Raw genomic sequence first — 23249 nt, 5'->3', positions numbered from 1 at the left:
ATAGATCACAAATAAGATAAAAGTATGACTCTTTCATCTTTTTGCTAATGGTTTCTTCACAGGTCTGTACCTAGTATTCGCGTGCTACGAATATCTTCTAGGTAAAAGGCCATGCGCGGTTCAATCTTCGTAATCTTCATCCTCCTCACGGGGGCGTTCGGATCAGTCAAGGCGGATCAGGTAGAGCCGCGTATCATCGGCGGCGAGGCGGTCAGCAGCGCGCCTTCCTGGATGGTGGAGGTGGAACGCAGCTTGTCGGGTAACCCCTCTTTCGGGTCGACCCGCTGCGGCGGCACCCTGGTGGCGCCCCGTTGGGTGCTCACCGCCGCCCACTGCGTTCGCGACGACAATGGCACTTTCGAGCCGGAAACCCTGTTCGCCGCGCTCGGTCATCTGAATCGTCAGGAACAGCCGGAGGAACGCATCGCCGTGGTGGCGGTGCATGTGCACCAGGGCTACCGCGACGATATCTACCAGAACGACCTGGCGCTGCTTGAATTGGAGCGTCCTTCGGCGATGGTGGCGCTGGATCTGGCCAAAAGCGCGGAGATGAACCGGCTGCGCCGGGGCAATCCGGATGAAGCCCTGCTGGCTCTGGGCTGGGGGAAGACCGAGGACAGCAGCATGTCGCCGACCCTGCGGCAGGCGGCGCTGGACTATGTGACGCCCAGCGAATGTGGCCGTTACTGGAATAACCTGGGCAGTGGCCAGCTTTGCGCCGGTGAAATGAACCCGGTGGCCGGCGTGGATCAGGACACCTGTCGGGGCGACAGCGGCGGCCCTCTGGTATATCGCCGTGACGGCGGAGTCTGGCTGGCCGGCATCACCAGCTACGGCACCCGCCAATGCGCCTCCGGCGTGCCGGCGGTGTATACCCGGGTCAGTGCCTACCTGGACTGGATCGAGCGAACCTCCGGCGGCGCCATGGTGGACCTGGAAAGCGACACCAATGGTGAGGCCCGCTACGCCGGCCCCGGTCAGTCGTTGAGTCTGGATACCCGTGTCAGTAACCGCAGCCTGGTCAACGCGGCGCGCCGGGTCGGCGTGCGGATCTTCCATGGCGGCGGGCTGACGGTCTACGCCGATAACCTGGACTGCACCGCGTTCGCGGATCACACCGATTGCCTGGGCTTTGAGAACCTGGATACCGGCGCCACCGGCGATGATCACCGGCTGTGGTTGTCCCACGCCGACGCCGGCACCGGCGCGGCCTCCGCGCGGGTGGTACCGATCAGTGACGAGCACGACTATTACAACGCCAATGAAGAAAGTCTGGAGCTGGTGTTTTCCGATCAGCCGGATTTGAAGCTGGCCGCCACGGCGATACGCCGCGACGGCAAGGTGCGCGTCAGCGCCGTGGTGGAGAACCGGGCGGATCATCGCGATGCCTTCAACGCCTGGGTCAGTTTCCAGGTGCCGGACGGCTGGGACTGGAGCAGCCTGCCGGAGGGTTGCACGGCCACCCAGCCGGTACGTTGTGATCTGGGTGACCTGGCTCGTGGCGAGACGGCCAGTCGTACCCTGGTGCTTGATGGCACCGGCGAGGGCCGGGTCTACATGGAGGCGGGCAGCGCCAGTGGTGATTTCCCCGCCGGCGATACGCAGGCGTTCGTGACGCCGTCCCGGGCCGGTACCGAAAGCACCCGTGATAGCGGCGGTGGCGGCGGTGGTGGCGGCGGCGGTGGCCCGGTTGGTTTCTGGCTGCTGGTGGTGCTGGCAGGGCTGGGTGTTTTGCGCCGCCGCTGATCCGGCGAGGCGCGGGCTGATCGCGACTTAAGTCGCTCCTACGGAGGAAGAATGCGGTGGGAGCGGCTTTAGCCGCGGTCCGCCGTTGAATCCACCACGGAAAGATGGGAGCGCCGTTGCTCCGGGGTAAGCGCGCCAGCATTGCCCTTCCAGGGCACGGCGCCAAAACCGGCGGGCACGGCGTTTAGCAGATAGGGCGCCTTGATGATGTCGAAATAGGGGGAGTGGTCGAAGTCGGCGGCGTGAAACACGCGCGGCTGAAGACGCAGCAGGCGGGAGGCATTATCACCGGTCTGCTTGACCAGGGGATGCACCGGGAACTGGATGAAGGCGAACGCTTCGCCGACGGTGGTGCCGGTGATGGCGCGCAGAAGGTCATTGGCCCAGCGGTTGAGCAGGCGCCGGCGTGAATGTCCGCCCAGGGACCGCCAGGGCAGCAGCCACAATAGCGCCAGGGTGCTCCAGCCATGCTGGGTGCCGGCTCCCAGCCGGCTGATGGCGAAGCGCAGGGCGTCCTGGCATTCCTCCGCGGACAGGTTCTGGGCCCGGCATACGCGCAGATGGAGCCCGCGCAGATTGCTCAGATCCCGCACCCACAGACCCCGTTCCAGGCTGGCGTCGAGCACCAGCTGCGTATCCGGCCCGCAGGGCAGGTAGTCGGCGAGCAGGGCGCGCAGCGCCGGGTCGGCCACTTCGTGGGGTCGGCCGATATAGAGCAGGGCGCGGGAAAAGCGACCGCCGGTAAGGACCTTAAGACGGCGGTCCAGCCGGCTGTCTCCGTCCACCAGCAGCACATCGCAGGGGCGCAGCTGGGCGCGCTGGCTTTGCAGGTCGCCGAGCGGCCATTCGCTTTTCTCCGGTTGCCGCTGGAGTCGCTCGCACAACCATTGGTAGAGCCGTTGAGAGTTCATGGCGCGATCCTACAGCAGCGCCAGAGCGCGTTCCATGACCGAATAGTCAGTATAGAAGTGCGGTGACAGGCGCACGCCGCCGCCACGCTCCGCGCACACCACGCCGCCGGCCTGCAGCCGGGCGCGGGTGTCCGCCGGCGCCTCGCCCGGCAGTTGGAAGGTGATGATACCGGCGCGCCGCGCCGGGTCCGCCGGGCTCAGCAACTCGGCGCCGCGCGCTCTCAGAGCCTCGTACAGCCAGGTGACCCGTTCCCGCAGCGCTGCTTGCACGGTGTCCATGCCCAGTTCCTGGAACAGTGACAGCGAGGCGTCCAAGGCATGGGTGGCGAGCATATTGGGGCTGCCGCACTCGAAACGGGTGGCGCCCTCGGCGATCCTCCAGTCCTTACGGGTATAGTCACCGGCGGCTTCGATCATATGCCAGCCAAACTGGTGCACGGTGAGCTGTTCGCGGGCTGCCGGGCGGGCATAAAACAGGGCCAGGCCTTCCGGCCCGAGCATCCATTTATGGCCGTCGGCGACCACGAAATCAGCAAAACAGGCGGTGGCGTCGAAAGCCTGCGCGCCCAGGCTCTGGATGGCGTCCACGCAGAACAGCACGCCGCGCTCCCGGCAGGCCCGGCCGATGGGCGCCAGGTCCAGGCGGATGCCGGCGCCATACTGCACCGACGATAGCGACACCAGCCGGGTACCCTCGCCGATGGCGTCGATCACCTTTTGCTCGGCGCCCTCGCCACTCACGTCCACCTCCACCACATCCACGCCCCGATCCGCCAGGGCCTGCCAGGGAATCCGGTTGGAGGGAAATTCCTGATCGCTGATCACCACCCGGTCGCCGGCCCGCCAGTCCAGGCCCTGGGCGATCACCGACAGACCCTCGGAGGTGTTCTTGAGCAGCGCCACGTCCGCCGGGTCGGTGCCGATCAGCCAGCCCAGGCGCTGGCGCAGGCGCGTTTCCACGGCCAGCCAGTCCGGGTAATCCCGGGCACCGAGATGAATGTTCTGATCGGCGAAGGCGACCACCGCGTCGCGGGTACGGCGTGGCCAGGGCGCCACCGCCGCGTGGTTGAGATAGAGCACGTCGTCGCGCAGGGGAAATTCCGCTTTGAGATCGACCATGGGAGGCTCCTTGAGTATGATCCAGCCCGAATGGGGCGCGGCTTGCGAGCCGCTCCCGGGGGATTGTAGCGAGCGGGACGGGGGCGTGCAGCGTCCCGGCTTGTGATAGGGTAAACGCAGTCGCCATCGATGGCGGCGGATTGAGGAGAAGTGTCGATGGGTGATCTGGAAAAAGCGACGCGCAAGGCGCGGGAGTTCCGCCAACGCGAGCAGGAAATCCTCGACGCCGCCCTGGCGCTGTTTCTGGAGCAGGGGGAGGATCGGGTCACGGTGGAAATGATCGCTGACCGGGTCGGTATCGGCAAAGGCACCATCTACAAGCATTTCGAAACCAAGAACGAGATTTACCTGTTGCTGATGCTGCGCTACGAGGAGGATCTGGCCGAGGTCTTCGACAGCATTTCCGATAGCAGCGACAAGGAAGCTCTGGCCCGCGAATACTTTCGTTTCCGCATCGGCGACCCGGCCCGTTACCAGTTGTTCGACCGGCTCGAGAACAAGGTGATCAAGGATCATGCGGTGCCGGACCTGGTGGACAAGCTGCACCGCCTGCGCGAGGCCAACTTCTCCCAGCTGACTCATATTGTCGAGGCACGTATCCAGGAAGGTTCCCTGGAGGACGTGCCGCCCATGTACCACATTTGCGCCGCCTGGGCGCTGGCCCATGGCGCCGTGGCGTTGATGCAGTCGCCGTTCTACCAGCGGCTGATCGACGACAAGCCGGATTTCCTCGACTTCCTGGTGGAAATCGGCATCCGCATGGGCAACAAGGGCCAGCGCGGCAAATAACCCCGACGGAAGGAGCCCATGAGCAAAGCCGAGGAACTACTGGCGCTGCTGGAAAAGGCCGATCAGGATGAACAGGGCCTGCCGCCGGTGCACGAATGGAACCCGGACCGTCATGACGACATCGACATGCGCATCGCCCGGGACGGCACCTGGTACTATCAGGGCTCGCCCATCGAGCGCCATCGCATGGTCAGGCTGTTCTCCACCATTCTGCTGCGCGAGGGCGACGATTACTTCCTGATCACGCCGGTGGAAAAACTGCGCATCCAGGTGGATGACGTGCCTTTCGTGGCCACCGGGGTGGAGCGGGTCAGTGGCGATGGCCCGGACAAGCTGGTGTTCACCACCAACGTGGACAGCCATGTGGTGGCCGGCGAAAAACATCCGCTGCGCGTGGAGACCGATCCGCACAGCGGCGAACCTTCCCCCTATGTGCATGTGCGCGACAACCTGGAAGCGCTGATCGCCCGTAACGTGTTCTACCAGCTGGTGGATTGGGCGCGCCAGGAAGAACGCGACGGCGCCACCTTTCTGGTGGTGGAGTCCGACGGCCACGCCTTCGAACTGGGCCGGCTTTAGCCCGGCCCCTTCCCTCAGAGGTTTTCCCCGGGCTTCGGCAGGCCGGTGCCGCACTGCTTGCAGTAGCGCGCGTCGGGGTCGTGATCGTGGCGGTGGCAGCCCGGGCATTCCCGTTCGTAACGGCGCACCATGTGCGCCTTGGACATCTCCGCGGTGACGATGCCGGTGGGCACGGCGATGATGGCATAGCCGGTGATCATCGCCAGGGACGCCACCGCCTGGCCGAACGGGGTCTGCGGCGAAATATCCCCGTAGCCCACCGTGGTGATGGTGACGATGGCCCAGTAGATGCTGCGCGGGATGCTGCTGAAGCCATTGGCGGGCCCCTCCACCACGTACATCAGGCTGCCGAAGATAATGATCACCACCGTCACCGCGAACATGAACACGCCGATCTTGCGGCGGGTGCGGACCAGGGTGGTGCCGAGTTGATTGGCCTCGTCCATCAATTGCGCCAGCTTCAGCACCCGGAACACTCGCAACACCCGCAGGGCGCGAATGGTGAGCAGGTAGTTGGCGCCGGGGAACAGCAGGCTCAGGTAGGTGGGGATCACCGACACCAGGTCCACCATGCCGTAGAAGCTGCGCGCGTAGCGTACCGGCCGGTCGCTGACCCACAGGCGGATCAGGTATTCCACCGTGAACAGCAGGGTGAAGAACCACTCGGCGGCATAAAGGATGGCACCGTACTCGCGGTGGATGGAGTGCACGCTGTCCAGCATGACGGCGATCACGCTGGCGATGATGGCGATGATCAGCAACTGGTCGAAATAACGACCGGCCGGGGTGTCGGTGCCGAAAATAATGTGGCGCCAGCGGTCGCGCAATGAGGCGGAGTCGGGGCTCATAACCCTCCTTACCGGGCCACCGGGGTGGCGGTTCGTGGTGCGGTGCCGTGGAATCCGGCTATTGTGTCCTGTTCCGCCCCGGCTGACTACAAGCGCTCTGGAACCAGCGTGCCGAAAAGCCGTGTCCGGGTAAACAAAGGTGTCTGTTGGTGGCGCCATGCTAACCGTTTGATTACCAGGGCTACGCTTCATTACACAGCCGCAACGGCCCGTGTCTACATGCCTTCGCGTCATCCCTTCCATAGTCGGAAATACCGTGTTTCCCAATACGGCATAACGACGAGAATCAATAATAAGGGAGGGGTAGACCTTGGATATCCATATCAAGCATTTGCTGGGCGGCGGCCTGTTGGCCCTGGCGCTCACCGCCTGTGGTGGTGGCGGCGGTGGGGGTGATGGCGGTGGCGCCAACACACCCACCCCGTCCACCCGTGAACTGCCGCAGGAAATGGCGGCGGTGGTGGATGAAACCAGCGAATTCACCGGTGAATTCTGTCCCGACACCACTGATGGTCAGGCGCCCGGCGCCGACCTGGATCCGGCGGCCTGTTTACAAGAAGCGGAAGAGGGAGGCGGCGTGCCCGGCCTGGACGGCGTGGTGGCCCGCTTCTGCCCGGTGGCGGCGGCTTCCTTCGACCCCACCGGGCTGTTTGATCCGGCGGCGTTCGAAGCGGCTTTCGCCGATCCCCAGGGCTTTCTCACCGATGGTCCGTTGAGCTTTCCGGTGGCCTGCCTGCAGGAATCCGCCACCAACCTGGGTGGCGTCGAGGAATTGATCGGTGGCGGTAACCCGCTGACCGACCAACTGTGTCCACTGGCCGCGGCGGCGGATCAGTTTGACCCGGCCACCTGCTTTTCCGAGATCGCCGCTTCCCTGGGAGGCGATGGTCTGCCCAGCTTGCCCGGAGGCGGCGGTGATGGCTCGCCGATCGGCGGCGCCGGGCAGTTGTGTCCCCAGGCCGCGCAAAGTGAAATGGGCCCGGAAATGGCCATCAACTGCCTGAGTGAAACCACGCGGCTGTACATCACCATCATGGACATGATCACCAACCCCAATCCGGTCACCGAAGCGGTGTGCCCGGTGGAGGACAGCACTGGACGGGTGGACCCGGTGGTGTGCTTCGAGGAAGCCCTGTCCGGCGGCGGTCTGCCGTCGCTGCCCGGGCTGGGTGATTTGCCGGGGCTGCCCGGTGGTGGCGGTGGTGGAACGCCGGAGCTGCCTGGCGAACTGAGCGACGCGCTGGCGGCGATCTGTCCGCTTACCCTGGAAGGCGGGATTGGCCCCACCACGCCGGTGGACTGCCTCACCGAGGCCGGTGGTTCCCTGGGTGGCCTGACCGACCTGCTCGGCGGACTGGGCGGCGCCAACCCGCTCACCGACGCCCTGTGCCCGGTGGCGTCCGGGGAGGAGCAACTGGACCCGGCGGCCTGCTTCAGCGAAGCCTTGGCCAATCTGCCCTCCGGTGGAGGCGGTGGTACGCCGCAGATTCCTGGCACCGGTATGTTGCTTGAGCAGATCTGCCCGAGCGCGGCGGCCGGTGAGCCGGGTCCGACCACGCCGATCGAATGCCTGGCGGAACTGGGCAGCGGCTTCGGCGGGCTGGAGGATCTGCTCGGTGGTCTGGGCGGCGGTGGCGACAACCCGCTGACGGGTTCTCTCTGCCCGGTGGCCGGCGGCGCCGATCAGTTGGACCCGGCGGCCTGCTTCATGGAAGTACTGGAAGGCCTGCCCGGCGCGTTGCCGCTGCCCGGCGGCGGTGACAACCCGCAAATTCCCGGTGCCGACCAGTTGCTCGGTCAAATCTGTCCGGCCACCGCCGAGGGTGAAATCGGCCCCACCACGCCGTTGGATTGCCTTACCGAAGCCGGCGGTAATCTGACGCAGCTGCAGGATCTGCTTGCCGGCGCCGGCGGCGATGGCGGAGATCCGGTGACCGGCCAATTGTGCCCGGAGGCGGGAGCCGGCGGGTTCACCCCGACGCTGCCGGTGGAGTGCTTGCTGGAGGCCGGCGAGAACCTGCCGGATCTGCTGACCGGCCTGCTCGGTGGCCTGGCGCCCTGATTCGATTACCGTGATTGTCGTAAAGACCAAAGCCCCGGCTCCGGCCGGGGCTTTTGGATCGGGCGAGGGGCGGATCAGTTACCGCGGCGGGGCAGGGTGTCGCGCACTTTGTCGGCCAGGTCGCGTACCGCCTGCTCGGTGGTGTCCCAGCCGATGCAGCCGTCGGTCACCGATACGCCGTACTCCAGATCATCCAGGTTGGCGGGGATCTTCTGATTGCCCTGCTTGAGATGGGATTCCACCATCAACCCGACGATGGAGGTGTTGCCCTCCAGAATCTGGTTGCCGATGTTTTCCATCACCAGCGGTTGAAGGCTCGGGTCCTTGTTGGAGTTGGCGTGGGAGCAGTCGACCATGATGTTGGTGGATACACCGGCCTTGTCCAGGGCGGTTTCCGCCAGCGCCACGGACACTGAATCGTAGTTCGGCTTGCCACCGCCGCCGCGCAGCACCACGTGGCCGTACTGGTTGCCCTTGGTGGTGGTCAGGGCGACGCGGCCATCCGGGTCGATGCCCAGGAAACGGTGCGGGTGGCGCACGCTGAGCATGGCGTTGACCGCCACGTCCAGGCTGCCGTCGGTGCCATTCTTGAAGCCCACCGGGCCGGACAGGCCGGAGGACATTTCCCGGTGGGTCTGGGATTCGGTGGTGCGCGCGCCGATCGCCGACCAGGAGATCAGATCCTGGATGTACTGCGGGGTGGTCGGATCGAGCGCTTCGGTGGCCGCCGGCAGGCCCAGCTCGGCCACGTCCAGCAGCAGCTTGCGGGCAATGTGCAGGCCGTCGGCCACCTTGAAGGAATCGTTCATGTAGGGGTCGTTGATCAACCCCTTCCAGCCCACCGTGGTGCGTGGCTTCTCGAAGTACACACGCAGCACCAGAAACAGAGCGTCGTCCACGTCGGCGGCCAGCTTCTTGAGCCGCTCCGCGTACTCCATGGCCGCCTTGGGATCGTGGATGGAGCACGGACCGATCACCACGAACAGGCGCGGGTCCTTGCGGTCGAGAATATCGCGGATTTGCTGGCGCCCTTGCAGCACGGTTTCCCGCGCGCCGTCGCTCAGCGGCAACTCTTCCTTGAGCGCCCGGGGGGTGATCAGCACCTCCTGGGACTCGATGTTGATGTCGTCTACCTGTATCTGACTCATGATCTGGCTGCTTGTTGGTCGGAATGGCCGGAAGACCCGCAGTCTAGCGGAATACCGCTAAGGTTTCAGCCTATGGCGCCGATAACGGGGACGCCTATTTCACGTTAGCCATCGGGACAGCCATGAAACCTCTTTCCTTTAGCGGTCTGCGTCTGCAGGCCAAGATTCTGTTGCTCTCGCTGGTGCCGCTGGTGGTGGCGGTACTGGTGTTGACGCTGTGGTCCGCCGTGGAGCGGGCCCGGGCAACGGACCACAGTCTGGCGCAGCAGCGCCAGGCGATGATCGGGATGCGCGAACTGGGCATCCGCGGTGCCGCGGAAGTGGCTCGCTCGGCGATCCGCCCGCTGTTGAACATGGCGGACGAAGAGCAAGCCCAACGCCTCGCCAAGACGATGATCCTGGGCATGAAATTCGACGGTGACAGTTATTTGTTCGCCTACGACTTCCAGGGCAATAAAGTCGCCAACGCGAACAATCCGAGCAGTAATTCCTGGGACCTTCAGGACGCGGACGGTCAATACATCGTCCGCGACATGGTCCAGGTTGCCCGGGATCATGGGGAGGGGGACTATCAGTACAAGTGGCTGCACCCAGGCACCGGCCAGGTGGAAACCAAATACGCCTACCTGGTATCGGTGCCGGAATGGAATTGGGTGATTGGCACCGGTGTCTATATCACCGACATCAACGAGGACATGGCCGCCATCGAGGCGGCGGCGCGGGCGGATCAACGCGATGCGGTGGTGATCGGCGTGCTGGCCGGTGCCGCCCTGTTGCTGGTGGTGGGCGTGCTCGCCGGGTGGCTGGTTCGCCGGGTGGTCAAGCCGATCCGTGACACCGCCGGTGCCATGGAGGACATCGCCCGGGGCAGAGGCGATCTGACCCGCCGGCTGGTGGTCACCGGCGACGACGAGGTGGGTGATCTGGCGCGCCAGTTCAATGCCTTCGTGTCGCGCATGCAGGATGCGCTGCGCGAGGTGCGCGATACCACCGGTTCGGTGAACGGCGCCGCCGATGAAATCGCCTCCGGCAGCGAGGAACTGGCCACCCGCACCGAGCAATCCGCCGCCAGCCTGCAGGAAACCTCCGCGTCGATGGAGGAGATCACCGCCACCGTGGATCACACCGCGGACTCCGCCGAACGGGCCAGCACCATGGTGACCGGCGCCGCCCGGGTGGCCGGGGAGGGCGGTCGCGCCATGCAGGAAGTGGAAACCACCATGGCCGCCATCGACGAATCGGCGGCACGCATCGCCGAGATCATTGGTTTGATCGATGGCATCGCCTTCCAGACCAATATTCTGGCGCTGAATGCCTCGGTGGAAGCGGCCCGGGCCGGCGAGCATGGCCGGGGCTTCGCGGTGGTGGCCCAGGAGGTGCGCAATCTGGCCGGGCGCAGTGGCGAGGCCGCCGCGGAAATCCGTGGCTTGATCGATACCTCCGTGACCCGCACCCGGCAGGGGTCGGAACTGGTGCGCCGGGCCGGCGCCACCATGAAGGAAATCGTCGACAGCGTTACGCCGGTGAGCGAACTGATCGCCGACATCAGCACCGGTGCCCGGGAGCAGAGTCGGGGCATTGGTCAGGTCAACACGGCGGTGGCGGAGATGGACGCCATGACCCAGCAGAACGCGGCCATGGTACAGCAGACCTCGGCGGCCGCCGTGGAAATGCGTCGCCAGGTCGAGCGCCTGGACACGCTGATCAAATCCTTCGTGCTGTAAAGCGGGGCCGGCTCAGCCGCCGGCCAGCAACTCCGCCACGTACTCTGGGACCCGCTCGGAAGCCGGGCCGTGGCGGTGCTCGGCGAAGGCCGTGGCCTGCTCCGAGGGTTCCAGGTTGAGTTCCACGGTGTGAGCCCCGTGGGCGCGGGCCTCGGCCACGAACCCCGCCGCCGGATAGACGTTGCCGCTGGTGCCGATGCTGATGAAGCGTTCGCAGCCGGCCAGGGCATCGAAGATGCGCTCCATCTCCAGGGGCATTTCTCCGAACCACACCACGTGCGGGCGCAGGCAGCCGCTTGCGCCGCACACCCCGCACTCCTGGTCCACGCTCAGGTCCTTGTCCACGGGCACCAGGCTGTCGGTGCTTTGGCAGCGCGCCTTGAGCAATTCACCATGCATGTGAATGAGGTTGCGGCTGCCGGCCCGTTCGTGCAGGTTGTCCACGTTCTGGGTGATCACCAGCACCTCGCCGGGCCGTTCCCGCTCCAGCCGGGCCAGGGCTTCATGGGCGGCGTTGGGGCGAATCGCCGGGTCGCGCAGTTGCTCGCGGCGGCGGTTGTAGAATGCCTGCACGCCGGCGGGATCGCGCTGGAAGGCTTGCGGGGTGGCGACGTCCTCGATGCGGTGGTTTTCCCACAGGCCGCCGGCGTCGCGGAAGGTGTTGATGCCGGATTCCGCCGAGATTCCGGCGCCGGTAAGTATTACAATCTTTTCCTGCATGCTTCACCGTCTCCCGTTTACCGTTGAACGTTCGCGGAGCCTTAATGGATACGATTATCGCACGGCAGGAAGTCCTGTCATTACCCGCCCGGGGGGCCGTCAATCTGCTGCACTTTCACCAGGGCATGGTGCTGCTGGTGGGGGGCGACGCGGTGGCGTTGTACCGTGACCGGCGCGCGGTGGAAGATCCCCTGGCCAATGGCCTGGTGGGCTACGAGGCGATTCCCGACGCGCTGTGCCCGCTGTACCTGGAACCGGACGGCTATGTGGCGGAGCAAAGCTCCGGCTACATCGGCCTTAACTCCGGCGCGGTGCTGTTCGTGCGCCCGGACGGCGTGGCCCTCTACGCGTCCGGCGAGGACGCCCTGCGCAACCGGGATTGCCACTGGCTGATTCCGTTTCCGCCCCTCAATGCCTGACACCGTCCGCGATTGGAGACAAGCATGGCCGAAGAAAGTACCCGACTGCGTTTGCGTCAACTGACCCTGGAGGATTACCCGGCGCTGGCGCGGCTGATGGACCAGGTCTACCACGACATCGGCGGCGCCTGGCCGGAGGAGACCATCGCCACCCTGATCCGCCTGTTCCCGGAGGGCCAGTTGGCGATTGAGGACAACGGCAACCTGGTGGCCACGGCCCTGACCGTGAAGGTGAGCTACGACCGCTTCTCCAACCCCCACCGCTACGAGGACCTGATCACCGACGATAAGGTGCGCTCACACAGCCGCAAGGGCGATGCCCTCTACGGGTTGGACGTGTTCGTCGATCCGGAGTACCGCGGCTACCGGCTGGGCCGGCGACTCTATGAGGCGCGCAAGGAGCTGTGCCGGGAAGAAAACCTGCGCGCCATCCTGGCCGGCGGTCGGTTGCCCGGTTACAAGGACTACGCGGACAACATGAGCGTCACCCAGTACATCGAGGAGGTGGAATCCCGGGCCATCTACGACCCGATCCTGACGTTCCAGCTGTCCAACGGTTTCGACGTCAAGCGCCTGCTGGTCAAGTATCTGCCCGAGGACGAAAGCTCGCGGGGCTACGCCACCCTGCTGGAGTGGGACAATATCCTTTACCAGCCCGAGGACGACGGCGACTGGCCGCGCCGCTCGGTGGTGCGCCTGGGCGTGGTGCAGCGGCGCATGCGCGCCGCCCGCTCGGTGGAGGACCTGCTTGGCCAGGTGGAGTTCTTCGTCGATTCGCTGTCCGATTACCGGGCCGATTTCGCGGTGCTGCCGGAATTCTTCAGCGCGCCGCTGATGGGCCTGAAGCCGGATCTCAATTCGGTGGAGGCGGTACGCTACCTGGCCAGCTTCACCGAGGAAATCCGCGATGCCATGGCGGACATGGCGGTGAGCTACAACATCAACATCATCGGCGGCTCCATGCCCCTGGAAGAGGACGGCCGTATCTACAACGTGGCCTACCTGATGCGTCGCGATGGTTCCGTGGAAGAGCAGAAGAAAATCCACATCACGCCTCACGAACGCAAGGACTGGGCGATCCAGGGCGGCGATGATCTGCGCATCTTCGACACCGACGCCGGGCGCATCGGTATTCTGATCTGCTACGACGTGGAGTTCCCGGAATTGGGCCGGCTGCTCGGCGAGCAGGGCATGGAGATCCTGTTCGTGCCGTTCTGGACCGACACCAAGAACGGTTACCTGCGAGTGCGCCATTGCGCCCAGGCACGGGCCATCGAGAACGAATGCTACGTGGCCATTTCCGGCAGCGTCGGCAATTTGCCGCGGGTGGATAACGTGGACATTCAGTACGCCCAGTCCTCGGTATTCTCGCCCAGTGACTTCTACTTCCCCCACGACGCCATCATCAGCGAATCCCAGCCCAACACCGAAATGCTGTTGTTCGCCGATGTCGACCTGGAAAAGCTCAAGCTGTTGCACAGCGAGGGCTCGGTGACCAACATCCGCGATCGCCGCAAGGATCTCTACAGCCTGGTCTGGAAGGGCCAGCAGGCGCTGGATTCGGAAACCTAACGGCGCTCGCGGAACGCTTGGGTGATCTGCCCGGCCAGGGCCTCGGCGGCGGGGGAGGGAGCCTCCCCGCGCACCAGGGCCACCCGGTAGTCGCCCAGGGCCGGCAGGCCGCTCTCCTCGCCGAGAATGCGCAGGGGCGGGCGCACCAGGCTGCGCGGAAAGGCCGCCACCGCCAGATCGGCGATCATGGCGGCCTCCTGGCCGGCGCAGTGTTCGCTGCTGTAGGCCACCCGGTAGCCGATGCCGGCCCGGTCCAGCGCGGCCAGGGCCATGGCCCGCCAGGCGCAGCCGGCGTTGGCCACCGACAAGGGCAGCGGTGAGCGCATTGCCGCCACGCCTCCGTCACGGCCCGCCCACACCAGCGGTTCGGTATGCACCACCTCGCCGAGCCCCGGCGCCAGGTCGTCGTTGCCCTCGGTGATCAACACCATGTCCAGCCGTTCCTCGGTCATGCGCCGCACCAGCTCGCCGCTGCGCCCGGCCAGCACTTCCACCTGCACCGCCGGATGGCTGCGCGCGAAGCGGCCCAGCACCTCGGGCAGGATGCGGGTGCCCACGTCGTCCGGAGTACCCAGGCGCACCGTGCCTTCCACCGACGGCGCCAGAAACCGTGACACCGCCTCCTGATTGAGTTTCAGCAACCGCCGGCCGTAGCCCAGCAGGGTCTCGCCCTCCGGCGTCAGCCGCACCTGACGGGCCTCGCGCACGAACAGCGGGTGCCCGAGGGTTTCCTCCAGTCTTTTGATCTGCATGCTCAACGCCGACGGGGTGCGGAATACCTGACCGGCGGCGCGGGTAAAACTGCCGCTTTCGGCGATCGCCACGAAGCTGCGCAGCACCTCGATGTCGAGCAGGGGCGGCATAGCGGCGTCCGGGGAGGAAGGCATGAGGGCTCCGGGATGCTTTCAGAAAAACTGAAAGGTCAATGTAGAACTTTTCGTTGGATTGAACAAGGTGGCGGCGCCATCCTGCGCTTGCAGAACGTTTTCGCCAACTTGGCCCTTCAGGAGGTGAGCCATGGACCGATCCGACCGCCACGACCCCGAACCCCTGCCCGAGCGCCCGCCGGAACCGCCGTTCCCGATGCCCGCCATGCCCCCCCTGGGCCTGATCCACGCCCTGGAAACCAGGCTGCGCGCCTGGCTGAAACGCCGCCGCGAAACCTGAAACCCCCTATCACCCGCATGGCATTCGCCGGCATGCAATTCACCGGCATGGAACCCACCGGCATGGAACTCGCCGGTAGGAGCGACTTCAGTCGCGATGAAGATGGCACTGGTGCTGATCGCGACTGAAGTCGCTCCTACGTGCCTGGTCAGGTGGGGGCGCATAAAAAAAAGCGCCCCGAAGGGCGCTTTTCCTGTTCCGGCGAGAGACCCGCTTACATGTTCGGGTAGTTCGGCCCGCCGGTGCCTTCCGGTGCCACCCAGTTGATGTTCTGGGTCGGGTCCTTGATGTCGCAGGTCTTGCAGTGCACGCAGTTCTGGGCATTGATCTGGAACCGCTTGTCACCGCTTTCCTCGTCGGTCACCACCTCGTACACGCCCGCCGGACAATAACGCTGCGCCGGCTCGTTGTACTTGGGCAGGTTGTACTCGATCGGAATGCTCGGGTCCTTGAGCTGCAGGTGGCAGGGCTGATCTTCTTCGTGGTTGGTGTTGGACAGAAACACCGAATCCAGCTTGTTGAAGGTCAGTTTGCCGTCCGGCTTCGGATAATCGATCTTCTTGCACTGATCCGCCGGCTTCAGGGTGTCATGGTCCGGGGTGGTATCGTGCATGGTGAACGGCAGCTTGCCGTTGAAGATGTTCAGATCGACGAACGCGAAGGCTGAACCCAGCAGGTTGCCGAACTTGTGCTGGGCCGGGCCGAAGTTGCGCTGCTGGTGCAGTTCCTCGTACACCCAGCTCTTCTCGAAGGTGTCCTTGTACTCGCCCAGTTCGTCGCTGGCGCGGCCATCGGCGATCGCCTTGGCGATGGTCTCGGCGGCCATCATGCCGGACTTCATGGCGGTGTGGTTGCCCTTGATCTTGGCGAAGTTCAGGGTGCCGGCGTCGCAGCCCACCAGCAGGCCCCCCGGGAAGGTCATCTTCGGCAGCGACTGCAGGCCGCCCTTGGCGATGGCGCGGGCACCGTAGCTGACGCGCTTGCCGCCTTCCAGGTACTTTTTGACTTCCGGATGGGTCTTCCAGCGCTGCATCTCGTCGAACGGCGAGACGTGCGGGTTGGAGTAGGCCAGGTCGGTGATCAGGCCCAGGGTCACCTGATTGTCTTCCAGATGATAAAGGAAGGCGCCGCCCGGGGAACCGGATTCGCTCAGCGGCCAGCCGGCGCTGTGCATCACCAGGCCTTTCTGGTGCTTGGACGGGTCGATCTCCCACAGCTCCTTGATGCCGATGCCGTAGTGCTGCGGATCGACGCCTTCGCGCAGGTTGTACTTCTCCATCAGCTGCTTGCCCAGGTGGCCACGGCAGCCCTCGGAGAAGACGGTGTACTTGGCGTGCAGCTCCATGCCCGGCATGTAACTGTCTTTCTTTTCGCCGTTGTGATCAATGCCGAAGTCCCCGGTGGCGATGCCCTTCACGGAGCCATCGTCGTTATAGAGGATTTCGGTGGCGGCGAAGCCCGGGAAAATCTCGATGCCCAGGCCCTCGGCCTGTTCCGCCAGCCAGCGGCACAGGTTGCCCAACGAGATCACGTAGTTGCCCTCGTTGTGCATGGTTTTCGGGGCGAACGGGCCGGGCACCTTGCTGGCCTTGTCGGCGCCGGTGAAATAATAGATTTCATCGGCGGTGACCGGGGCATTGAGGGGCGCGCCCTTGTCTTTCCAGTCGGGGAACAGTTCGTTCAGCGCGCGCGGCTCGAACACCGCGCCGGAAAGAATATGGGCACCCACTTCGGAGCCCTTCTCGACGACCACCACGCTGAGTTCCTGGCCGCTTTCCTGGGCGATTTGTCCCAAACGGCAGGCGGTTGCCAGACCGGAGGGACCGGCGCCGACGATAACGACGTCGACTTCCATTGATTCGCGTTCCACAGCCTGTCTCCTAGCTTTCGGTTGTGTTACGGCCCTTATTTTGCCTTGTCGGGGCCGGCCGGGACCTCGCCGTGACGCCGTGGGCCCGAGGCGGTTGGGCCTGGCCGGTGCGGGCGGAGGTTCTTGGGGTGGCGCGAGTATATAAGCATCCGTTGGATGGCACCACCAATTGGGCAGATGTGAAACTCTCTTTCACAAATGCTCAAACAACTGTTTGGATTATCCGTCGCCAGGTGTTTGATTTTCAACAAAATGGGCGACCGGCGAGTCATTTATCGTGAACACAATTGGCAGCGAAATCATCCGCTTACGCATTTCCGGCCTATTGACCTTACCGGGGGTAGCGTTCAAGATACCGGACCTCGCGCGGGGCCCCGTGTTCGGCGTTGTCTCGCCATTTTCATCGTTTCCGTCCCTCCCGGGGGCCGGGTTGCCACAAGGCTCGGTGGGCTTCCAAACCCTGCTTTGTGGCAGCCACCGCAGGCGCCGGCGCGCAGTGCCGGCGACCGCCCGCGGACGGAAACGACTCAAGTCACCAAGTGGAAGATTCCGAGGATCCTATGAAGGTTCTTGTACCCATCAAGCGAGTCATTGACTACAACGTTAAGGTTCGCGTGAAGGCGGACAACTCCGGTGTTGATCTCGCCAATGTGAAAATGGCCATGAACCCCTTCTGCGAAATCGCCGTGGAAGAAGCCGTTCGCCTCAAGGAAAAAGGCGTGGTCTCCGAGATCGTGGCCGTGAGCATCGGTCCCAAGGCCGCCCAGGAACAGCTGCGTACCGCCATGGCGCTGGGCGCGGACCGTTCCATCCTGGTGGAAACCGATGAAGCCGTGCAGCCCCTGGGCATCGCCAAGGCGCTCAAAGCCATCGTCGACGAAGAAAAGCCCGACCTGGTGATCCTCGGTAAACAGGCGATCGACGACGACAACAACCAGACCGGCCAGATGCTGGCCGCCCTGGCTGGCATGCCGCAAGGCACCTTCGCCTCCGAAGTGAACGTGGAAGAAGGCAAGGTCAAGGTTACCCGTGAAGTCGACGGCGGCCTGCAGACCGTGGAACTGAAGCTGCCGGCGGTGGTAACCACCGACCTGCGCCTCAACGAGCCGCGCTACGCCTCCCTGCCCAACATCATGAAGGCCAAGAAGAAGCCGCTGGACAACAAGACCCCGGCGGATCTGGGCGTTGATCTGACCCCGCGCGTGACCATCGAGAAGGTGGAGAATCCGCCGGAGCGTCAGGCCGGTATCATCGTGGGCTCCGTGGACGAGCTGGTCGACAAACTGAAGAACGAAGCGAAGGTGATCTGATGAGTGTTTTAGTTTACGCCGAACACGATAATGCCGCGCTGAACAAGGCGACGCTCAGCGTGATCGCCGCCGCCAAGGAAATTGGCGGTGACATCACCGTTCTGGTCGCCGGCAAGGGCTGCGGCGCTGTCGCCGAGGAAGCCGCCAAGGCGGAAGGTGTCGCCAAGGTACTGTGCGCCGACAACGACGCCTACGAGCACCAACTGGCCGAGAACATCGGTGAGCTGGTTGCTGAAGTGGCCGCCGATTACAGCCACGTTCTGGCCGCCGCCACCACCACCGGCAAGAACTTCGCGCCGCGCGCCGCCGCGCTGCTGGACGTGGCCCAGATTTCCGAAATCTCCGACGTGGTTGACGCTGATACCTTCAAGCGCCCGATCTACGCCGGTAACGCCATTGCCACCGTGAAGTGCGCCGACGCCAAGAAAGTGATCACCGTGCGTCCCACTTCCTTTGATCCGGTGGCCGCCGAGGGTGGTTCCGCCTCCGTGGAAAGCCTGGACGTGGTCAAGGACTCCGGCCTGTCTTCCTTCGTGGGCGAGGAACTGGCCAAGTCCGACCGTCCGGAGCTGGCCAGCGCCGAGATCGTGATCTCCGGTGGCCGTGGCATGGGCAACGGCGATAACTTCGAGATCCTCTACAAGGTGGCCGACAAGCTGGGCGCCGCCGTCGGTGCCTCCCGCGCCGCCGTGGATGCCGGCTTCGTGCCCAACGACATGCAGGTGGGTCAGACCGGTAAGATCGTCGCCCCCAACCTGTACGTGGCGGTGGGCATCTCCGGTGCGATCCAGCATCTGGCCGGCATGAAGGACTCCAAGGTGATCGTGGCGATCAACAAGGACGAGGAAGCCCCGATCTTCCAGGTGGCCGACTACGGTCTGGTGGCGGATCTGTTCGAAGCGGTACCGGAGCTGGACAGCAAGCTCTGAAAACCGGTTCGACGACCGACCCTGAAAAAGCCCGGCCTCGCGCCGGGCTTTTTCGTTCCGGGTGCGGTAGGAGCGACTGGCGGCATTCCGCTTTAGTCGCGATAGAAGCTGGCACCCGCCGATGATCGCGGCTGAAGCCGCTCCTACACGCCGTTCCCGATGACGGCGTTGCCCGATGCCGTGCGCCATAGTGGCGCACAGGCCGCCCCGGGCGCCGCTTTGGCGCACGATCCCTTCGCAAAGCTTTACAATTGCTGGCACGGCCTTTGCTCATACTGGAATGGACCCCGCAAGGTGGCGGGGCCGTGCCAGCGAGGGCGCCATGCGGTCATTATCCCTGCCGGAAGTCTCCGGTTACGACGAAATGATTCTACCGGGCGGGAAGGTCCGGGATCCCTACAAAGGCTACCATCGGTGGCTGCTGAGTCAGGCCAGGGACAACCTGGTGCGCAAACGCCAGGAGGCGGAGCTGCAGTTTCACCGGGTCGGGATCACCTTCAATGTTTACGGTGAGGAAAGCGGCACGGAACGGCTGATTCCCTTCGATGCCCTGCCCAGGGTTATTCCGGCGCGGGACTGGCGGCACCTGGAAGCCGGGGCGGTGCAGCGGGTGCGGGCCCTGAACATGTTCCTGCACGACATCTACCACGACCAGGCCATTGTCCGCGACGGTCGCATTCCCGCCGAGCAGATCTTCGGCAACAGCCAGTACCAGCCCTGCATGCAGGACGTGGATCTGCCCAATCAGGTGTATTCGCAGATCAGCGGCGTTGATCTGATCCGTGACGGGGAGGGCACCTGGTACGTGCTGGAGGATAACCTGCGCACGCCGTCCGGGGTCAGCTACATGATCGAGAACCGGCGCATGATGATGCGGCTGTTCCCGGAGCTGTTCGCCAACCAGTCGGTGGCGCCGGTGGAGCATTACCCATCGCTGTTACTGGAAACCCTCCAGGAGGACAGTGGCGTATCCTATCCCACCGTGGTGCTGCTCACCCCCGGGCGCTTTAACAGCGCCTACTTCGAACATGCCTTCCTCGCTCAGCAAATGGGCATCGAACTGGTGGAGGGCGCCGACCTGTTCGTCAAGGACGGCTTCGTCTATATGCGAACCACCGCCGGCCCCCAGCGGGTGGACGTGATTTACCGGCGCATCGACGACGATTACCTGGACCCGCTGGCGTTCCGGCCGGATTCCATGCTCGGCGTGCCGGGCCTGTTGTCGGTGTACCGGCAGGGCAACGTGATCCTTGCCAACGCCGTGGGCACCGGCGTCGGTGACGACAAATCCATCTACCCCTATGTACCGGAGATGATCCGCTTCTATCTGGACGAGGAACCGATACTGGCCAACGTGCCCACCTGGCAGTGTCGCGATCCCCGGGCGCTGGATCATGTGCTGGCCCATTTGCCGGACCTGGTGGTCAAGGAAGTCCACGGCGCCGGCGGCTACGGCATGCTGGTGGGCCCGGCGGCCAGCGAGGCGGAGCTGGCCGCGTTCCGGGACCGCCTCAAGGCGCGCCCGGACAACTACATCGCCCAGCCCACCCTGTCCTTGTCCACCTGCCCGATCTTCGTCGACGAGGGCATCGCGCCGCGCCACATCGACCTGCGCCCGTTCGTGCTCAGCGGCAAGGAAAGCCGGCTGGTGCCCGGCGGGCTGACCCGCGTGGCGATGCACGCCGGCTGTTTGGTGGTGAATTCCTCCCAGGGCGGTGGCACCAAGGACACCTGGGTGCTGGAGGACGGATCATGCTGAGTCGTACCGCCTCGGATCTGTACTGGCTGTCGCGCTATTTCGAGCGTGCCGAGAACATCGCCCGCATGTTGGACGTGGCCTGGAACCTGTCGCTGATCCCGTTCGCCGTGAACGCCCGGGAGGAGATCAGCGCGCCCTTGGTAATCACTGGCAGCGGCGCGCTGTACGAGCAACTCCATGGCGAAGTGCGCATCGACCGGGTGTTGCATTTTTTCACCCTGGACGAGAATAACCCCGGCAGTATTTTTCACTGCCTGCGTGATGCCCGGGAAAACGCCCACGCGGTGCGCGGCAAGATCACCTCGGAAATGTGGGAAAGCGTCAACAGCACCTGGCTGGAGCTGCGAGACATCCGCGCATTGGGCGTGGAAGGCTACGGCGCCAGCGAGTTCTTCGACTGGGTTAAAAACCGCTCCCACCTGTTCCGGGGCGCCACCTACGGCACCAGCATGCGCAACGATGCGTTCCGCTTCCTGCGCCTGGGCACCTTCATCGAACGGGCCGACAACACCGCGCGCATTCTCGATGTGCGCCATCGTAGCGGTGTGCTGGCCGGCGACACGGCGGTGGATTTCTATCGCTGGCACGCGCTGTTGCGCTCGGTGGGGGCCTACGAGGCCTACCGGGAGATCTACAGCGAAACCATCAACGCTGAACGGGTCGCCGAGTTGTTGATCCTGCGCCCGGAAGTGCCCCGTTCATTGCGCTCCTGCGTGCAGCAACTGTGCGAGCTGCTGCCGGCCATCGAAGGTGATGCCGGCCAGACCGCCAAACGGCTGGCGGCGGTGCAGTTCGCGCGGTTGCAGTACGGCGACCTGGGCCACATCGTGGACACCGGCCTGCATGAATATCTGACCGACTTTCTGCGTCGCATCAACGAACTGGCGGACACCATCCGCGAGGAATACCTGGAGGTGGTATGAAACTGTCCATCCGGCACCGCACCGAGTACCGCTATTCCGAGCGGGTCCGTCACAGCACCCAGTACCTGCGGCTGACGCCGCGCCCATCCCGCCGCCAGCGCATTCTCGACTGGCACCTGGACCTGCCGGAGCGGGCCGAGCGCGCCTCAGACGGCTACGACAATATCCTGCATGTGCTGACCCTGGATCAGCCCCATCAGGGAATCCAGCTCACCGCCCGCGGCCAGGTGGAAATCACCGACGAGGATGGCGAGGACGATGACGACCGCCTGTCGCCGCTGGTGTTCTCCCGGATATCGCCGCTCACCGCCGCCGACGCGGCGTTGATCGATCTGGCCGAGACCCATCGCGGCACGCCGGTGCTCGACCGCCTGGAGCGCCTCAGTGAGCGCATTCTCGCGGCCATGCCGTTCACCCCCGGCGCCACCGATTCGGCCAGCGACGCGATCAGCGCCTACCAGGTCGGTCGGGGCGTATGCCAGGACCACACCCATGTATTCCTGGCCTGCTGCCGCGTCCTGGGGATTCCTGCGCGCTACGTAAGCGGCTATCTTTACAGCGACGATTCCGAACACGTGGCCAGCCACGCCTGGGCCGAGGTCTGGCAGGACGGCGGCTGGCACACCTTCGACGTCACCAACCAGACCCGCCGCCCGCGTCATCACCTCAAGCTGGCGGTGGGGCTCGACTATCTCGATGCCTGCCCGGTGCGGGGCGTTCGCTATGGCGGCGGCGTGGAATCGCTCAAGGCGGTGGCACGGGTGCGCCAATCCGGCGGCGACCACCAGTAAAGCGGGCGGAACGGAGCACAGCATGACCTATTGCGTGGCCCTGGCCCTCAAGGACGGCCTGGTGTTCGCCGCGGATTCCCGCACCAACGCTGGCGTCGACCAGATCGCCACCTACCGCAAGCTGCACAAGTTCGTGATCCCCGGCGAGCGCGTCATCGTATTGATGACCGCCGGCAACCTGGCCACCACCCAGAGCGTGCTCAGCCTGATGCGCATGCGGCTCAACAGCGACCAGCCCAACCTGTTCGGCGCCGCCTCCCTCTACGACGTGGCCAGCATCGTCGGCGCCACTGGCCGCGAGGTGGTGGCCCGGGACAGCGGCCAGGGGCAGGGCGGCGTGGATTTCGGCAGCAGCTTCATCGTTGGCGGACAGATCCAGGGCGAGCCGCCGCGCCTGTTCCTGGTCTACCCCGAAGGCAACTTCATCGAATGCACCGCCGACACGCCATACTTCCAGATCGGCGAAACCAAGTACGGCAAACCGATCCTGGACCGGGTCATCGATTACGACACCGCCCTGGACGACGGCATCAAATGCGCGCTGATCAGCATCGACTCCACCATCCGCTCCAACCTGTCCGTGGGCCTGCCCCTGGACGTGCTGCGCTACCCCCGCGACAGCTTCAGCGACCAGGCCCACTTCAACGTGGACGAACACCACGAAGGTTTCCGCCAGCTCGGCGAAGCCTGGTCCCAGGGCCTTCGCGACGTCTTCCAGCGCATCCCCGACCTGACCTGGGAGTGAGTCCGTCGCCCGGGCGGCGACAGGGCGATGGGCCGCATCAACGAGCCCGCGAGGCCGAATCCGGCCTCCGTTTTCATCGGTTAACTTCTGATCAATTTGTTCGGTGGAATTTTCCGGC

General features: G+C 64.7%; 21 protein-coding genes. 14 read left to right on the top strand and 7 right to left on the bottom strand.

Annotated features, from left to right (window positions below; all coding sequences use genetic code 11):
- The first annotated feature begins 111 nt into the window (after window positions 1–111).
- Window positions 112–1746 carry a S1 family peptidase gene (locus JF515_RS00675; protein WP_203099927.1) on the top strand — a complete coding sequence of 545 codons (1635 nt, stop codon included), beginning with the start codon at window positions 112–114 and terminating at the stop codon, window positions 1744–1746.
- A 68-nt stretch (window positions 1747–1814) separates the two neighbouring features.
- On the opposite strand, the gene JF515_RS00670 is transcribed toward JF515_RS00675, so the two are convergent.
- Together JF515_RS00670 and JF515_RS00665 are read right to left on the bottom strand one after the other, a co-directional pair.
- The gene (locus JF515_RS00670; protein ID WP_203099925.1) at window positions 1815–2657 is read right to left on the bottom strand and encodes a hypothetical protein; all 843 of its coding nucleotides are present in this window, start codon (window positions 2655–2657) and stop codon (window positions 1815–1817) included.
- Window positions 2658–2666: 9 nt separating this feature from the next.
- On the bottom strand, window positions 2667–3776 hold the full coding sequence (locus tag JF515_RS00665; protein WP_203099923.1) for an aminotransferase class V-fold PLP-dependent enzyme: 1110 nt from the start codon (window positions 3774–3776) through the stop codon (window positions 2667–2669).
- Between the two features lie 156 nt (window positions 3777–3932).
- On the opposite strand from JF515_RS00665, the gene JF515_RS00660 reads away from it, so the two are divergent.
- The gene (locus JF515_RS00660) at window positions 3933–4565 is read left to right on the top strand and encodes a TetR/AcrR family transcriptional regulator (protein WP_228462105.1); all 633 of its coding nucleotides are present in this window, start codon (window positions 3933–3935) and stop codon (window positions 4563–4565) included.
- Window positions 4566–4583: 18 nt separating this feature from the next.
- Entirely contained in the window at window positions 4584–5144 is a 561-nt protein-coding gene (locus tag JF515_RS00655) for a DUF1285 domain-containing protein (protein ID WP_203099921.1), read from the top strand.
- 14 nt (window positions 5145–5158) lie between these two features.
- Here the strand turns inward: JF515_RS00655 and JF515_RS00650 are convergent, their stop codons facing one another.
- Window positions 5159–5992 (bottom strand): ion transporter, encoded by an 834-nt coding sequence (locus JF515_RS00650; RefSeq protein WP_203099919.1) that lies wholly within the window; start codon window positions 5990–5992, stop codon window positions 5159–5161.
- Between the two features lie 310 nt (window positions 5993–6302).
- On the opposite strand from JF515_RS00650, the gene JF515_RS00645 reads away from it, so the two are divergent.
- Window positions 6303–8054, top strand: coding sequence for a hypothetical protein (locus JF515_RS00645; protein WP_203099917.1), 1752 nt, complete (start codon window positions 6303–6305; stop codon window positions 8052–8054).
- Between the two features lie 74 nt (window positions 8055–8128).
- Here JF515_RS00645 and JF515_RS00640 read toward each other — a convergent pair whose 3' ends face one another.
- Entirely contained in the window at window positions 8129–9202 is a 1074-nt protein-coding gene (locus tag JF515_RS00640; RefSeq protein ID WP_203099915.1) for a 3-deoxy-7-phosphoheptulonate synthase, read from the bottom strand.
- A 122-nt stretch (window positions 9203–9324) separates the two neighbouring features.
- On the opposite strand from JF515_RS00640, the gene JF515_RS00635 reads away from it, so the two are divergent.
- The gene (locus JF515_RS00635) at window positions 9325–10926 is read left to right on the top strand and encodes a methyl-accepting chemotaxis protein (RefSeq protein ID WP_203099913.1); all 1602 of its coding nucleotides are present in this window, start codon (window positions 9325–9327) and stop codon (window positions 10924–10926) included.
- A gap of 12 nt (window positions 10927–10938) precedes the next feature.
- Here JF515_RS00635 and cobB read toward each other — a convergent pair whose 3' ends face one another.
- A complete protein-coding gene (gene cobB / locus JF515_RS00630) occupies window positions 10939–11646 on the bottom strand; it encodes a Sir2 family NAD+-dependent deacetylase (protein WP_203099911.1) in 708 nt (235 codons plus the stop codon).
- A gap of 44 nt (window positions 11647–11690) precedes the next feature.
- Between cobB and JF515_RS00625 the strand changes: the two genes are divergently transcribed.
- Window positions 11691–12065 carry a hypothetical protein gene (locus tag JF515_RS00625; protein WP_203099909.1) on the top strand — a complete coding sequence of 125 codons (375 nt, stop codon included), beginning with the start codon at window positions 11691–11693 and terminating at the stop codon, window positions 12063–12065.
- Between the two features lie 24 nt (window positions 12066–12089).
- Window positions 12090–13637, top strand: coding sequence for a bifunctional GNAT family N-acetyltransferase/carbon-nitrogen hydrolase family protein (locus tag JF515_RS00620; protein ID WP_203099907.1), 1548 nt, complete (start codon window positions 12090–12092; stop codon window positions 13635–13637).
- On the opposite strand, the gene JF515_RS00615 is transcribed toward JF515_RS00620, so the two are convergent.
- Window positions 13634–14524, bottom strand: a complete 891-nt coding sequence (locus JF515_RS00615) for a LysR family transcriptional regulator (RefSeq protein WP_203099905.1) — start codon at window positions 14522–14524, stop codon at window positions 13634–13636. The genes JF515_RS00620 and JF515_RS00615 overlap by 4 nt on opposite strands.
- A gap of 130 nt (window positions 14525–14654) precedes the next feature.
- On the opposite strand from JF515_RS00615, the gene JF515_RS00610 reads away from it, so the two are divergent.
- Window positions 14655–14804 (top strand): hypothetical protein, encoded by a 150-nt coding sequence (locus JF515_RS00610; RefSeq protein WP_203099903.1) that lies wholly within the window; start codon window positions 14655–14657, stop codon window positions 14802–14804.
- Between the two features lie 214 nt (window positions 14805–15018).
- On the opposite strand, the gene JF515_RS00605 is transcribed toward JF515_RS00610, so the two are convergent.
- Window positions 15019–16674 carry a 4Fe-4S dicluster domain-containing protein gene (locus tag JF515_RS00605; protein ID WP_203099901.1) on the bottom strand — a complete coding sequence of 552 codons (1656 nt, stop codon included), beginning with the start codon at window positions 16672–16674 and terminating at the stop codon, window positions 15019–15021.
- Between the two features lie 560 nt (window positions 16675–17234).
- On the opposite strand from JF515_RS00605, the gene JF515_RS00600 reads away from it, so the two are divergent.
- The 6 genes from JF515_RS00600 (at window position 17235) to JF515_RS00575 (ending at window position 23131) form a co-directional block, all read left to right on the top strand.
- Window positions 17235–17984 carry an electron transfer flavoprotein subunit beta/FixA family protein gene (locus tag JF515_RS00600; RefSeq protein WP_203099899.1) on the top strand — a complete coding sequence of 250 codons (750 nt, stop codon included), beginning with the start codon at window positions 17235–17237 and terminating at the stop codon, window positions 17982–17984.
- The gene (locus tag JF515_RS00595) at window positions 17984–18913 is read left to right on the top strand and encodes an electron transfer flavoprotein subunit alpha/FixB family protein (protein WP_203099897.1); all 930 of its coding nucleotides are present in this window, start codon (window positions 17984–17986) and stop codon (window positions 18911–18913) included. Before JF515_RS00600 ends, JF515_RS00595 begins: the two co-directional genes overlap by 1 nt.
- A gap of 322 nt (window positions 18914–19235) precedes the next feature.
- Entirely contained in the window at window positions 19236–20672 is a 1437-nt protein-coding gene (locus tag JF515_RS00590; protein ID WP_203099895.1) for a circularly permuted type 2 ATP-grasp protein, read from the top strand.
- Complete coding sequence (locus JF515_RS00585; RefSeq protein ID WP_203099893.1) at window positions 20666–21595, top strand: alpha-E domain-containing protein; 930 nt, start codon at window positions 20666–20668, stop codon at window positions 21593–21595. Before JF515_RS00590 ends, JF515_RS00585 begins: the two co-directional genes overlap by 7 nt.
- Entirely contained in the window at window positions 21592–22386 is a 795-nt protein-coding gene (locus JF515_RS00580; protein WP_203099891.1) for a transglutaminase family protein, read from the top strand. Before JF515_RS00585 ends, JF515_RS00580 begins: the two co-directional genes overlap by 4 nt.
- Window positions 22387–22408: 22 nt before the next feature.
- Window positions 22409–23131, top strand: coding sequence for a proteasome-type protease (locus JF515_RS00575; RefSeq protein WP_203099889.1), 723 nt, complete (start codon window positions 22409–22411; stop codon window positions 23129–23131).
- The last annotated feature ends 118 nt before the right edge of the window (window positions 23132–23249 follow it).

The sequence above is a fragment of the Alloalcanivorax marinus genome (assembly GCF_016785095.1).
Classification (GTDB): domain Bacteria; phylum Pseudomonadota; class Gammaproteobacteria; order Pseudomonadales; family Alcanivoracaceae; genus Alloalcanivorax; species Alloalcanivorax marinus_A.
Note: the sequence above shows the minus strand (reverse complement) of the source record. Positions and strands in the feature narration are given on the sequence as shown.

Bases quoted from the DNA above. Each gene is read 5' to 3' on its own strand.
- JF515_RS00640 (WP_203099915.1), bottom strand. From the start codon at position 9,202: ATGAGTCAGATACAGGTAGACGACATCAACATCGAGTCCCAGGAGGTG.
- JF515_RS00660 (WP_228462105.1), top strand. From the start codon at position 3,933: ATGGGTGATCTGGAAAAAGCGACGCGCAAGGCGCGGGAGTTCCGCCAA.
- JF515_RS00635 (WP_203099913.1), top strand. From the start codon at position 9,325: ATGAAACCTCTTTCCTTTAGCGGTCTGCGTCTGCAGGCCAAGATTCTG.
- JF515_RS00650 (WP_203099919.1), bottom strand. From the start codon at position 5,992: ATGAGCCCCGACTCCGCCTCATTGCGCGACCGCTGGCGCCACATTATT.
- JF515_RS00575 (WP_203099889.1), top strand. From the start codon at position 22,409: ATGACCTATTGCGTGGCCCTGGCCCTCAAGGACGGCCTGGTGTTCGCC.
- JF515_RS00600 (WP_203099899.1), top strand. From the start codon at position 17,235: ATGAAGGTTCTTGTACCCATCAAGCGAGTCATTGACTACAACGTTAAG.
- JF515_RS00615 (WP_203099905.1), bottom strand. From the start codon at position 14,524: ATGCCTTCCTCCCCGGACGCCGCTATGCCGCCCCTGCTCGACATCGAG.
- JF515_RS00625 (WP_203099909.1), top strand. From the start codon at position 11,691: ATGGATACGATTATCGCACGGCAGGAAGTCCTGTCATTACCCGCCCGG.
- JF515_RS00665 (WP_203099923.1), bottom strand. From the start codon at position 3,776: ATGGTCGATCTCAAAGCGGAATTTCCCCTGCGCGACGACGTGCTCTAT.
- JF515_RS00595 (WP_203099897.1), top strand. From the start codon at position 17,984: ATGAGTGTTTTAGTTTACGCCGAACACGATAATGCCGCGCTGAACAAG.
- JF515_RS00580 (WP_203099891.1), top strand. From the start codon at position 21,592: ATGAAACTGTCCATCCGGCACCGCACCGAGTACCGCTATTCCGAGCGG.
- JF515_RS00610 (WP_203099903.1), top strand. From the start codon at position 14,655: ATGGACCGATCCGACCGCCACGACCCCGAACCCCTGCCCGAGCGCCCG.
- JF515_RS00620 (WP_203099907.1), top strand. From the start codon at position 12,090: ATGGCCGAAGAAAGTACCCGACTGCGTTTGCGTCAACTGACCCTGGAG.
- JF515_RS00675 (WP_203099927.1), top strand. From the start codon at position 112: ATGCGCGGTTCAATCTTCGTAATCTTCATCCTCCTCACGGGGGCGTTC.
- cobB (WP_203099911.1), bottom strand. From the start codon at position 11,646: ATGCAGGAAAAGATTGTAATACTTACCGGCGCCGGAATCTCGGCGGAA.
- JF515_RS00670 (WP_203099925.1), bottom strand. From the start codon at position 2,657: ATGAACTCTCAACGGCTCTACCAATGGTTGTGCGAGCGACTCCAGCGG.
- JF515_RS00590 (WP_203099895.1), top strand. From the start codon at position 19,236: ATGCGGTCATTATCCCTGCCGGAAGTCTCCGGTTACGACGAAATGATT.
- JF515_RS00585 (WP_203099893.1), top strand. From the start codon at position 20,666: ATGCTGAGTCGTACCGCCTCGGATCTGTACTGGCTGTCGCGCTATTTC.
- JF515_RS00655 (WP_203099921.1), top strand. From the start codon at position 4,584: ATGAGCAAAGCCGAGGAACTACTGGCGCTGCTGGAAAAGGCCGATCAG.